Genomic DNA, 13,068 nt, shown 5'->3' with positions numbered 1-13,068 from the left:
CCCTTTTTGGAAGAGGTTTTAAAAATAAAATATAATAATTTTAAAAAAAATAATAGAATAAAAAAGCAAGTACTAGTGTTTTCTTAAACTTACTTTTTGCTATATTATGAATTATAAAAATTTCTTTAAAATTATGGATTCACACTATAAAATTGAAAAAACTTAGAAAGTTAATATTTTTTACTTTAAACAATAACTTTTTATCTAAATAAAATCAATAATATAAATTAAAAATATGGCTTTCTGTTATAAAGAGAAAATACTAGAAAGCCATATTTAATTTTTTAAGTTTTTTTATTGAAAATGAATATTTCCACTTATTTTCGAAGGATTAAAAATTAATTTTTTACCCCCCAAATCTATTTTATATTTTTTATCTCCATTAAATAATTCAATAGTGTCAATTTCATAATCTTTATTTTCATTTTCATTTGGTAAATAAGTAAATAATTCTAATTGGTTCTTAGCGCCTAAATATTCTAAGTCAAAATGGAATTTTGGATTATTGAAATTTGCTCTTATATATACTTCTTGTTTTTTTGAATCAGTAAGGATTACCCCAGCATTATTTTTTTTCTTTTCAAAAAACTTGTGAACTTCTGTATTACCAGCGATTTTTAAGTATAGTTGTTTATGATTACCATGACCAGGAACATTTACAATATGTATTTTAAATTCTTGAATTGAAAAGTTATTAACTTTTTCAGGAATTTCTATTTCTATTTTTTTATCCTTAGCTACTTCTAAAGCTTCTTCAATTTTATTTTTGATATCTTCAATTTGCTTTTTATTTAATTCATCTGTTAATTCTTTTTTAGCATTTTCAACAGCATCATTCAATGTTTTCTTAATTTCTTGATATTTTTCATCATTTAAGGTTTTTAAATATTCTTCAACACTTGCTAATGATTTATCAAATTCTTTTTTAGCTTCTTTAGCTTCTTCTTTAGATGTTGACGGATTAGCGTGCTCATCTCCTAAAGGTCTTTCATTATGACCTTGAGATTTTTGTTCAAGTTTGTTTATTTGTTTTTCTAAATCTTTTACTTTTTTAGAAGTATCATCTAAAAGTTTTTGTAAATCTTTTTTGTTTTTTTCTTTTTCAGATATTGAAGAAATTAAAGTATCAATTTTATTTTTTAATGTTGCATGTTCGCTTTTTATTTTGTTTAATTCTTCAATTTCTTTTGGAGCTTCTTCTTTTTTATTATCACAAGCTGCCGATAGTATTGGCAACGTTGCTAAAGGTGCTAAAAAACCAAAAGTTAATAAAAATTTCTTTAGTTTTTTCATTTATATCAATTTACCTTTCAAATTTATTTTTTTGATATTGATAAAGTTATTTTTAACTTTATATCCTTTTAATTATTCTCTTTTTTTTTTTTTTGAATTTCGTAAAAATTAGTAAAAAAATAAAAAAATAACGAATTCTTTTTGTTTTAGAATCCGTTAATATTTTTGTATGCTGCATTTAACCCGCGATTGAATTTAATGCTAGTTGACCAATCACTAGTCATGCTGGTATAAAAATAAAGCTTGTTAGTGTTGATAAACTACTTACTTGTGATGTGTAATCACCATGATTTTTAAAATGTTGTGCGTATATAACAACAGTAGTTCCAGGAGGAACTGATCCAACCATAACTAAAACTGCTCCAACATTGACTGGTATTAATTTTTTATAAACAAAGAAGCTTATTAATCCTAGAATTACAAGCGGCATAATTCCTGATTTGTAAAATAAAAATAATCAATTTTGTTTATTTTTAAACATTTCTTTAATTTTTGTTTTAGCTAAGCTTGTACCAATAACTATCCAAATTAATGGACTTATTAATTCAGCTAAAATTTTAATTGGTTTTGCAAGATAAGGCATTGTAACTTGTCAATCAAATCAACCAGTAGGTCTTCCTGAGTACACTACATAATTGTTAAATTTTCTACTAAATTCATATCAAATAGTTTTATTACCTTCCGTAACACCGTATAAACTACTAAAATTTGGTCCAAATGTTGCTAATTTATCAGCGGTTATTTTTCCATTTTGAACATAGATTGTTTTTTGTATGTCACTTACAGTTGCTCCTCATTTTGGAATATATTGAGTTGCTCAAAGTAAGATAGCAATAATAACAACTATAAAAGCAGGATTTAAGAATGCTTTTTTAAGTGTGTACTTAAATTCCTTCTTTGTAAATTTAACACCAGATACAAGTGAAAATGAAAGACCAAAACCTCCAACATAATATAAAATATTTCAAATATTTAAAGAACCTAGTTCAGAGCTAGTACTTCCATAAACCCCTAAAACTATTGGGGTAGCAAATAAAATATTTGAACCATAAATACACATTAATCATGTTACTAAGTGTTTTCTTTGTAATTTTTCTAAATAAGCTTCTTGGTTTCAAATTTGTTTAATATCAAATTCTACATTTTTTTGATATTCATTAAAATCAGCTTCAGCTCTCCTTATAACACTTTTTGGTACAAGTTTTGGCAAAAATTTCATTCAGAATATTGCCATTGTTGTTAGTGCTATATAATAAACAGCACTTAATCCAAATACAATTGCATAAGTTTTAATATCATCCTTTTCTGCATTCTTCATAAATGAATAAAAAGAAAGAAAAGGAATAATAATATTGATAATTAGTTTTTGAACAGCACCAACTGCTCCGTCATTTAAGACTTTTGTTTTATAAAGAATATATCCTAAAAAAGTAATAATTAGAGTGGAAATTATGGCTCCTCATAATCCTGTATTACTAATTGTTCCTAAAAACAAAGCGCCTGACGATAATTTTGTTTGTCCTATTTCCATTATCCTCGTTACCCTTTATTTAATTTCATTAAAGCGTTTATTGCGGCATGTTTTTCTGCTTCTTTTTTTGTTCTACCCATGCCTTCGCCATATATTTGGTTTTCAAATAAAACAGTAGAACCAAATGTTCCATTATTAAATTGAACTGTTTCGTATTCAACGTTTGAATTACTACTTTTTTGGAAAAATTCTTGCAAAGCATTTTTCGGATGATTATGATTTTTATCTATTTCATTATTAAAAGTAAATCCAAGTGTTTGCTTTGAAATCTTCTCCGCAATTACAATACCATAAATTTGATATATAGCACCAATAAAAGCCTCATATAAATTGGATATTGTTTTATTGTTTATCCCATTTAAGAAAGCAGATTTTGAATATCTTAATCCTTCAAATAATTTTCACTTTTCTGCAACTCTTGAAAGATTTTCTCTTCCTACTATTTTACTTCTTAATTTAGTGGCTTCACCAGGAGAAATATTAATATTTTGTTCTAAAATTCATTTAGTTAAAATATATTGCAAGACCCCATCTCCAACAAACTCTAAAAAATCATTGTCTTGAATATTTTTATGTTCATTTGAATATGATTTATGAGTAAAAGCAGTAATTAAAATATATTTTTGTTCATTGTTTAAATTATCTATTTTTATATCTTTAAATTTAAATAAAACATTTTTTAATGAATCAAAAAATAATAATTCTTTTTTATTAAGCTTCATTATTTAAGACCTCAAGTTTATTTGTTAATTTTTTTACAAAATCCTTTTTTTCTAATAAAAATTTAACTTGATTTAAAGCATTTTCAAAAGCAATTTCATCCGATCCACCATGAGCTTTTACAACTAACTTTTCAAGACCGACAATATAAGCGCCACCAACGTTTCTATAGTCAAATTTAGCCTTTAATTTTTTTAGTTGTCTTTTTAATAATAGTCCACCAATTTTTGTTAGTAAATTTGTATTAATTATGTTTTTTAATAATTTGCCAAAACCTAAAAATGAATGTTCTAATGTTTTTAAAAAGATATTACCACTTTGACCTTCAGCTAGAATAATATCGACATTGCCGGCTATACCATCTTTTGGTTCAATAAAACCAGTAAAATTAACTTCCTTATTGTTTTTTAAAAGTTTATAAGCCTCTTTCAAATTGGCGCTTCCTTTGTATTCTTCAGTTCCGACATTTAAAAGACCAATTGAAGGTTTTTGTTTATTGAAAATTAATTCATAATATTGTGACGCAACAACGGCCCAGTTATTAAGATATTCATATGAAGTTTCAATGTTTGCGCCAGCATCAAGTAATAGAGCATATTTATTATTTTGTAATGTTGGTAAAATAGGCATAAAAGCTGGTCTTGACACATTTGGCAATCTTTTTATTTTAAAAGATGAAAGTGTAATGAATGCGCCACTATCCCCACTACTTACAATACCATCAAAATTATTTTCATTTAAATAATTAAAGGCATCTAACATTGATGAAGAATTTTTTAAAACTTCTCTTGGGCTATTTTTAATATGCACTAAATTTTTTGAATCAACTATTATAAAATCATCAATGCTTATTTTATACTTGTTTTTTAATTTTATTAATTCTTTTTCTATAATATCTTTGTCAGCAACTAATGCTATTTGGTAGTCTTTATTTTTTGATTTAAAAGAACAAGCGGCTTTTATTGCGTATGAAATACCATTATCATTATTTAAAATATCAAAAACAATTTTTTTCATTTAATATCTCCTATTCTGCAGAAATTAAGTAAGGATAAATTGATTGTCCACCATTATAAACATCAATCGAAACATTAAAATTAATCTCAATATAATTTTGTAGTTCAATAATATCAGCTTCTGTTACACCTTCGCCATAAAAAATTGTAACTATTTGAGTTTCGTCAGATATTAATTTATGTAAAAGTTTTATTGCTGCACCATTAAAATTCGAATCAGTTTCTTTTATTTTTCCCTCAGCTAAAACCATAAAATCGCCTGATTTAACTTTAATTCCATCGATTTTAGTTGTTTTGATTGAAGGAGCTATTTCGCCATAACGAATATTCATTAAAGCATCTTTCATTAAATTATGATTTTCATCAGTGGAATTGTCTTCATTAAAGTTATATAAGATACTTAAACTTTGTGCTTGTGATTTAGTAGGAATAATAATAATTTTTTTATCTTTAATAATAGTTGAAGCTTGTTGTGCTGAAAGAAATATGTTTGAATTATTAGGTAATATAAATATAGTTTCAGCATTAACTGAATTTATTGCTTGGACGATATCATTAATTGAAGGGTTATTAGTTTGTCCTCCTTCAATAATATAAGAAACACCATTTTCTTTTAATAAATTAATAATACCTAAACCAGAATTGCAAGAAATAACAGCAGATTTTTTTAATGGAGAAGCAATCGGTTCACTATTTTTTTTCTCATTTGCATTTTTAATACTATTTTTTTTACTGTCATTAGCTTGTAAAGTCATATTTTCAATTTTTACCTTGACAAATTGACCTAAACTGTTAACAATATTTAAAACATCTCCTGGCCTTATTGCATGAATATGAACTTTTAAAAGGGATTCATCTTGAACAACAACCAAAGAACTACCATGTTTTTCTAATTTTGCAATTAATAAATCTTTATTAAATTTTTTTGGTTTTTTAAGTTCAACAATAAATTCAGTGCAGTATCCAAATTCACCTTCAAAAACCCCGGTATCCGATATAAATTTATTAACTTCATCTTGTTTTTCTAGTAATTGAATTGGGTCATTTTCGAAATAAGATAATATACCTTCTAAAATTGCATAAAGACCTTCTCCCCCGGAATCGGTTACATTAACTTCTTTTAAAACAGAAAGTAAATTAGGTGTATTATCACAACTTTTTCTTGCTAATTGAAGTGCAGTTTTAAATACCTCAGTAATGGTTGTATCAATCAAAGTACTTTCTTTCAAACCTTGTGCAGTTTCACGTATAACTGTTAAAATTGTTCCTTCAATTGGTTTTAAAACCGCTTTATAAGCATATATTGATGCCTCTTCAAATCCTTTAATCAAATCTTGAGAATCGATTTCTTTTTTATCTTTAAAAGCAACTGAAAAACCTTTAAAAATTTGACTTAAAATAACTCCTGAATTTCCACGAGCTGAAAATAACATATTTTGTGCTATTTTTGATGATACAAAAGAAATGTGGCTATCAAAATTTGCTTCAACCTTCTCAATTCCTAAGGCTGTTGAAGCCATATTTGAACCAGTATCGCCATCTGGAACAGGGAAAACATTCAATGCATTTATTGAATATTGTTTATTCTTCAAATTATAAGCACCGGATGTTAAGGCTTCCAATCATGTTTTTCCATTAATTTTTTTCATTATTTAATTCCTTTTATATAAACGCATAATTTAGTTATTTTAAGATTTAGTTCTTTTAGTTTTCAATTAACAATTTCATATATTTGTTCAATAATATTTTTAGCATTTAAATTAATTAAAATTACTAACCCAAGGGTTAAATTAATCCCATTTGATTTTTCATTTTTTTTAACAATAATCCCATCATTTTCAAAATTAATATTATTTTTTTCATCTAATGGTACAAAATCAACAACACCAGCAATAGTAGCTATCCAATTTTTAATATTATTTTCTAAAATTTTATTTTCCATAAATAATACTTAATTTAATTACTTTTTAATGTAATTTCTTTTAATTGGAAACATGCTAGTTAATTTGGCTACTTCTTTTTTAATTATTGTTTTTAAACTTTCATTATCAGGGTCTCTTAAACATTTATCAATTAAATTAGCTAAGATAATAAATTCATCTTCTTCAAAACCTCTTGATGTCATGGCGGCAGTTCCTAATCTTATTCCGCTTGATATCAATGGACTTTCAGTATCATTAGGAATTGAGTTTTTATTGACAGTTATATTACATTCTTGTAAAATTTCTGAAGCTTTTTTTCCGGTTAAACCATATGAGCTTTTAACGTCAATCATGAATAAGTGATTTTTTGTTAAACCAGAAATCACTTTTACGTTTTTATTTATGAATGTTTGGCAGAATACTTTTGAATTCTTTAAAAGTTGCTTTTGATAATCTATAAATTCAGGTTGCAAAGCTTCAAAAAACGATACAGCTTTACCAGCAATTTGATGAAACAAAGCGCCACCTTGATAACCTGGGAATACCGCCTTATCAATTTTTTTAGCAAGTTCTTCATTATTTGTAAGAATTATTGCACCTCTTGTTCCTCTTAAGGTTTTATGTGTAGTAGTCATAATAACATCGGCATAACCTACAGGAGACGGATGCAAACCGGCAATAATTAAACCTGAGATATGAGAAATATCAGCAAATAAATAAGCTCCTACTTTGTCAGCTATTTTTTTAAATTTATCAAATTCGACAATTTGTGAATATGCTGAATAGCCACAAATTATCATTTTAGGTTTTATTTCTTTAGCAATTTTTAATATTTCATCATAATCTAAAAAACCATCTTCATTTACTTTATAAGAATAAGAATTATAAAAAATTCCACTGAAAGATATTTTGTAGCCGTGTGTCAAATGACCTCCTGAATCAAGAGATAGTCCTAAAACTTTATCTCCCGGTTGTAATAAAGCCATATAAACAGCAGCATTAGCAACAGATCCTGAATAAGGCTGAACATTAGCAAAATTAACATTGAAAAGTTTTTTAGCTCGTTCTTGAGCTAAAGTTTCAATTTGATCTATAAATTCACAGCCACCATAATATCTTTTTTTCGGATAACCTTCTCCATATTTATTAGTTAAACACGAACCAACAGCATTCAATACATCTTCTGAAACATAATTCTCTGATGCAATTAATTCAATATGATCTGTTTGTCTTTTTGATTCATTGTTGATTATTTCAGCTATTTCTTTATCTACTATTGATATTTTTTTATACATAATATTTCTCCTTATTAAAAGCTAAAAACTTAAATTTAAAAATAAAAAACTAAACCATAAATTAGTCTAGTAATGATTTTTGTGCTCTTTCTTGTTTTTCAAATTCAATTCTTTTTTTATTTTCTATTTTTTTCTCAATATGTTTTACAAGTAATAATATTGGAAGTGAAAGGAAAGCTAGACCAACAGCAGGCATTATTCTATAAGGCCAGTCTTCTACTCCTGAAGAAACTAAAAATGAAGCCATTGCTAATGAAAAAGGAATTAAAAATATAAGTCCATTAATTCCAAAAACTTTAAATTTAAATATTAGTAAGCCAACAATAGACGCTTGGATTGCAATAATACCAAAAGCTATTGGTAATAAAGTTTTTCACCGGTGATATAGTTTAGTAGATTCAATAATTCATCCATCTTTTCCAATTAAAAGAAAAATTAAAAAAGAAGGGATTGCAATCAAAAAAAGTCCTGTTAAAGCAATTTTTCAAGATTTTGAAAGAGATTTTTTTTCTTTTTTAATTTCTAGAGTTTGATAGTTATTTATATTTATTTTTTTATTTTTTCATTTTTTATTATTTGACATTCCAAACACCTCTTTTAGATTGAATTAAGTTATTAAATTGTATATAATTATATTTTAAAATATTAAATATTTTTAAATATTAATTTGGCTATTTTATAAGTTTTCTCAAGAACAAAATAAAAAATCAATCATATCATAAGTTAAGATACAATTGACTTTTATAATTTGTTATTTTTAATAAATAAACTATGTTATCTTTTTGGAAGTTCTATTTCAAAAATTTCTTCACTACCTTTAAATTTAAATGGAATAGTAAAATTACCATTATCTTTTTTTTCAAATGATAAGGCATTTCTGTTTTCTCCATTTATTCCAAACATAGGGTGAGTAATTTTTTTTGCTTTTAATTCTTTAATAAATGATTCGTCAAATTTTAGATTAGTAAATTTTTTTCCATTTTTTTTAGCTTCCTTACTTTTATTACCAAATTTAATGGTGTCTTCGGCATCGGGTAATATATATCCATAATACTTATTTGTGTTTTTAATTTGTGCCATTGTTAATTCATTTAAAAGTTTTTTATCATCGTCATTTAACTTATTAGTTACAATGGTTTTATCTTTAATTTTGTTTACAATATTTTTTTGTTCTTCTGTTAATTTACTAATTTTTTTAGTTCATTCATCATTAGTATTACTATCTTGTTTTGGTTCTTCAGCAGTAGTAGGCGGATTTTGTTTTGGAGTGGTAGGTTCTGGTGTAGTTGATGATCCGCCCTGTGGTGTTTCAGCTGGTTTGCTGTCTGGTTCTGGTTTTGCAGTAGAAGCAGGAGGGGTTTGCTTTTCAGTTTCTTTTGGTTTTTTAGTATCTTTTTCGTTTTGGTTATCTAATTTTTCATCAAATTTAGATAACCCTGATAATTGTTTATTTACATCTTCTAGTAGTTGTTTATTTTCTTTTAACTTATTAAAACTAGATTTTGAAGCTTCATTTTTTTGTTGGTTATGCTTTTGTTTAATTTCGTTAATTTTTTGTTCTAAATTTTTAATTTCATTGTTTTTTTCAATTATTTGCTTTTTAATTTTTTCTTCTGATTTATCTAAAGATTGGTTAGCTTCATTTAAAGAAGTTATTAATTGAGATAATTCATTTATCTTTTTTTCGTATTCAGTTTTTAATTGTTCTTTAATTTTGTTATCTTCCTTAGTTGCAACATTACAAGACGACGAAATCAACGGTAAGGTTGTTAGTAAAGACAGTGGAGTAACAGACAATAAAAATTTATTAATTTTTTTCATATATATCCTTAAGGTTTTAATGTACTTTGTTTTAAAATAGAATGATTTACATTTTTAATTATTCCTTCTTTTTTTATTTTTTTTAAAATTTGGCTATAAATAGCAAAAATAATGAAAAAAAATAATAAAAATGTTTAGTTTTTTTCTTTCTTTTTTAAAAAAATAAATATTTTTGAACTTAAAATTAATTGCATTTTTTAGCCATTTTTTTGATAGAATGAAGAAAATAGCTAAAAGAATTAAGATATATTTTTGAATAATAGAAGCAAGGCAAAAATTTTAAATTCGTTAACTATAACTGTCGGGGGAAACTGGATTAATTGCGACAATTATTCTATATTTAAAAAACTGCTAAAAAAATAATTAATAAGGAGTTTAGTTTAATAAGTGAAGAACCAAAAAATAATAAATTACATTTAAAATTATGATATTTTAATCGATAATAAAGAGCAATTTTTTAAAAGTTAATTAATTAAGGAATCGAAGAATGATAAGTTTATAAAATACTTTACCACTAAAGATTCTTTAGACGCAACTAATCTAGAAAAATCTGAAAAAATAAAACTTAATTTTTATCAATCAATTGATGCTAAAAAATATTTATTTGAAAATTTAAAATAAATATTAATTAGAGGAAAAGAAATATCTGATCGTTATAATAAGTCTTTCTTTCATGATTCAACAAAATATAGCTAGGTAGGAGAAAGGTCGATTGATTTTTTTGGTCATCAATGTTTTGAATGACAAATTATCTTTGTAATAATGATGATATTAATAATTTTAAAATTATTATTAAAAGACTTTATAACGATTCAAAAGTTAATTTACAGAAAAATATAATGATTTTTTTGATTTAATAACAAAATAAATTTCAGAATTATTTAAGGAAATATTTCCATGATCTTTATCTGATGATTATGGTGACAAATTTATTAGAGATAATTTTTAATGATTTGCTTTATACGAAAATCATGTTCATTTTTCTGGAATGTATAGAAGTAGCTAAATAAATATGAATGATTTTAAATTTAATGATGATCCATTAAAAAAGGCAACTGATGAGAGTTATCTTAAATTTGAAAAAAATATTATTAAATTTTTGAACTTAAAATTAGCTGAATTTTGCCATTATATGTTTTTTTTGGTAGAATACAAATAAAAATTAATAAGTTAATAATAAATTTAAGGTATATTTTATGAAAGCAAAAAGCAAGGCAAAAATTTTAAACTCGTTAATTATAAGTGTTGGAATAACGACGCTGATTACAACAATTATTCCATATTTAAAAAATTGTTCAACTTCAAAAAAAGATAGTAAATTTTCAAAACAAATACTCAAGGTAAATGAGAATAATAATAATAATAATAATATTACAAACAAGAATGAAAATGAAATTAACATTTTTAAAAAAGATACTACAGAAATGTTTAGTAACAACATTGTTTTACCATTAATTAATTTAAATAAGCAAGCAAATAATTTAGCTGTTAGTTTGGATAAATTAGATAATTTAGATTCCTTGTTTGAAAAAGAAGTTGAGAATAATAATTTAATAAGTCTATCGAGTGAGTTAAATTCTAAAATCAAAACATTAGGTTATACAGAAAAAGATTTTCAAAATGTTGAATATGAAAAAAACAAAAAAGTTTTATTGCCAGAAACCTTGGATTTAAAAATACTAACAAAAAACAAAAATGAAATTTTAAATAAAGCTAAAGAAATTGCATTTAATAAAATAAATAATTTAAAGGAAATTGAATATATTAAAGAAAAAAATGATGATGAGATTAAAGAAGCTAAATCAATAAATGAGCTTAAAAAAATAATTAACAAAAATGAAAATAAATCAAACTTTTTGGTTTCACTAAAAGATTCAATTTATTATTCAAAATCGGCAAAATTAAAAATTAATAATGAATTTAAACAAAAAAGTAGTGAAAATGAAATTTTAGAATATGTAAATAACTATCACTCTATTACGGATTACAAAAAACAATTTTATGATACTGAATTTGATTTAAATTCAAATAATGACAAAGCTATTTCATATTTTGCTAAAAAGAATTTTTTTGATGCAACTGATAAAGATCAAACTAACAAAATTCAAAAAGATTTTAAAGAAACAATTGATTTAAAAAAAGAATTATTTTTATATTTGCAAAAAATAATGAATAGAGCAAAAGACATGGCTGACAGTGAGTGAGGTCAATTTTTTGGTTATTTTTGATGGGAAGGTTTGCACTGAAGACAACAAAGTTTGTTTGAAACATTTTCGTTATTTTCAGGTTTAAGCGATACTTATGGACAAGTTTTTTGAATTTCAAATTTTCTTTATGAAAAAAAAGACATTAAAAATTTTTTGAATTTTTTAAAGACAATTTATGATGAATTTTTGACAAATTTAAATTGAACTAAAGAAGATCTAGAAACTAAATTTGAAACTCATGATTTTGAACTAAAACCTATTTTAGCAAAGAAATGAGTGTTGCTTTATGAAGAAATTATGTCAAAAACTAACATGTCTCGATTTAATAAAATTAATCAACACTGATTATTCTTTAGGGTTTGAAATGGTTTTGATGCCCCTGACACCAGAGGAGAAGAATGAGATCCAAGATTAAAAGATTTATATATCAAAACTGGTAAAAATCTTTGAATTTATGGCTATAATCATGAAAATTTAGACTTATACGGAACTGATAGAAATTTTGATTATTTTAAAAATAATATTAATTTTGATTCTAATATTAAAAATAAAATTGTTCAAAGTCCTGAAAATTATAATTTTTGATATGAATCTCCAGATCCAAGAGAATTACTAAATATAGATGAATTTGAAGGTAAAAAAATTTATGTAAATAATTCTATAAATACCGAAACTAATAAGCTTATTCAAAATCCATTTTTTATATATAAAACCTTTAAAAATCCTTTAACTAATCTTATTGACCCGTTAAAATTTGAAACTTTAGAAAAGGATCGAATCAAAAACGATAATTTACCTAAATCATTGGTATCATTTTTTATTTATAATTTCCGTAATAGATTTTTAATTGATAAAGAAAATTTATCTGATCCTAATCATTATTTTTTAGCTACTGAGATAATGCGAAAATTATTTTTAAATATAAATAATAAATATACTATTGAAGAATATAACGATTATTTTGAACATCATTTTCCTAATAATTTTGAGGAACACAAAGCTAAGGCTATAAAACGTGATTATTATTTAACAAATTTAGTTTCTGATACTGAGTTTACGATGGAAAAATTCACTAAAGAAGCTGTTTTAATGGAATATTTAAATTTAGTATTTAAAACAGAGAAAAAAGAAGATGTAGAAAAAAATATAAGTAAGTTTTTAGAAGTATTAGATAATGAAATTGAAAAATCTAATTAAAAACCCAAATAATTTTAAAAGCAAGGCTGAGTTAATCTGGTAAAGAGCCATGCTTTTATTTAATCA

The 13,068-nt window shown here is 24.4% G+C and carries 10 protein-coding genes; 1 reads left to right on the top strand and 9 read right to left on the bottom strand.

Going from position 1 to position 13,068, the window contains the following annotated elements; translation table 4 throughout:
• Window positions 1–294 precede the first annotated feature (294 nt).
• From MCAN360_RS00435 to MCAN360_RS05005, 9 genes are all read right to left on the bottom strand, one after another.
• Window positions 295–1,293: a coiled-coil domain-containing protein gene (locus MCAN360_RS00435; RefSeq protein WP_045433288.1), complete on the bottom strand. Its 999-nt coding sequence runs from the start codon at window positions 1,291–1,293 to the stop codon at window positions 295–297.
• Window positions 1,294–1,471: 178 nt separating this feature from the next.
• Entirely contained in the window at window positions 1,472–2,824 is a 1,353-nt protein-coding gene (locus MCAN360_RS05020; protein WP_045433285.1) for an AEC family transporter, read from the bottom strand.
• A gap of 8 nt (window positions 2,825–2,832) precedes the next feature.
• Window positions 2,833–3,546 carry a ribonuclease III family protein gene (locus MCAN360_RS05015; RefSeq protein ID WP_045433282.1) on the bottom strand — a complete coding sequence of 238 codons (714 nt, stop codon included), beginning with the start codon at window positions 3,544–3,546 and terminating at the stop codon, window positions 2,833–2,835.
• A complete protein-coding gene (gene plsX / locus MCAN360_RS00420; RefSeq protein WP_045433280.1) occupies window positions 3,536–4,561 on the bottom strand; it encodes a phosphate acyltransferase PlsX in 1,026 nt (341 codons plus the stop codon). The genes MCAN360_RS05015 and plsX overlap by 11 nt, the downstream gene beginning before the upstream one ends.
• Window positions 4,562–4,571: 10 nt before the next feature.
• Window positions 4,572–6,209 (bottom strand): DAK2 domain-containing protein, encoded by a 1,638-nt coding sequence (locus MCAN360_RS00415; RefSeq protein WP_045433277.1) that lies wholly within the window; start codon window positions 6,207–6,209, stop codon window positions 4,572–4,574.
• On the bottom strand, window positions 6,209–6,502 hold the full coding sequence (locus MCAN360_RS00410) for a hypothetical protein (RefSeq protein WP_045433274.1): 294 nt from the start codon (window positions 6,500–6,502) through the stop codon (window positions 6,209–6,211). Before MCAN360_RS00410 ends, MCAN360_RS00415 begins: the two co-directional genes overlap by 1 nt.
• An 18-nt stretch (window positions 6,503–6,520) precedes the next feature.
• The gene (gene glyA, locus MCAN360_RS00405) at window positions 6,521–7,777 is read right to left on the bottom strand and encodes a serine hydroxymethyltransferase (RefSeq protein ID WP_045433271.1); all 1,257 of its coding nucleotides are present in this window, start codon (window positions 7,775–7,777) and stop codon (window positions 6,521–6,523) included.
• A 61-nt stretch (window positions 7,778–7,838) separates the two neighbouring features.
• On the bottom strand, window positions 7,839–8,360 hold the full coding sequence (locus MCAN360_RS05010) for a hypothetical protein (RefSeq protein WP_045433266.1): 522 nt from the start codon (window positions 8,358–8,360) through the stop codon (window positions 7,839–7,841).
• Window positions 8,361–8,551: 191 nt separating this feature from the next.
• Window positions 8,552–9,598, bottom strand: a complete 1,047-nt coding sequence (locus MCAN360_RS05005) for a hypothetical protein (RefSeq protein ID WP_045433263.1) — start codon at window positions 9,596–9,598, stop codon at window positions 8,552–8,554.
• A 1,196-nt stretch (window positions 9,599–10,794) separates the two neighbouring features.
• Here MCAN360_RS05005 and MCAN360_RS05000 point away from each other — a divergent pair.
• Entirely contained in the window at window positions 10,795–13,002 is a 2,208-nt protein-coding gene (locus MCAN360_RS05000; protein ID WP_045433260.1) for a hypothetical protein, read from the top strand.
• Window positions 13,003–13,068: the final 66 nt, after the last annotated feature.

The sequence above is a fragment of the Metamycoplasma canadense genome (assembly GCF_000828855.1).
Classification (GTDB): Bacteria; Bacillota_I; Bacilli_A; order Mycoplasmatales; family Metamycoplasmataceae; genus Metamycoplasma; species Metamycoplasma canadense.
This window is presented reverse-complemented; position numbering and strand designations above follow the sequence as displayed.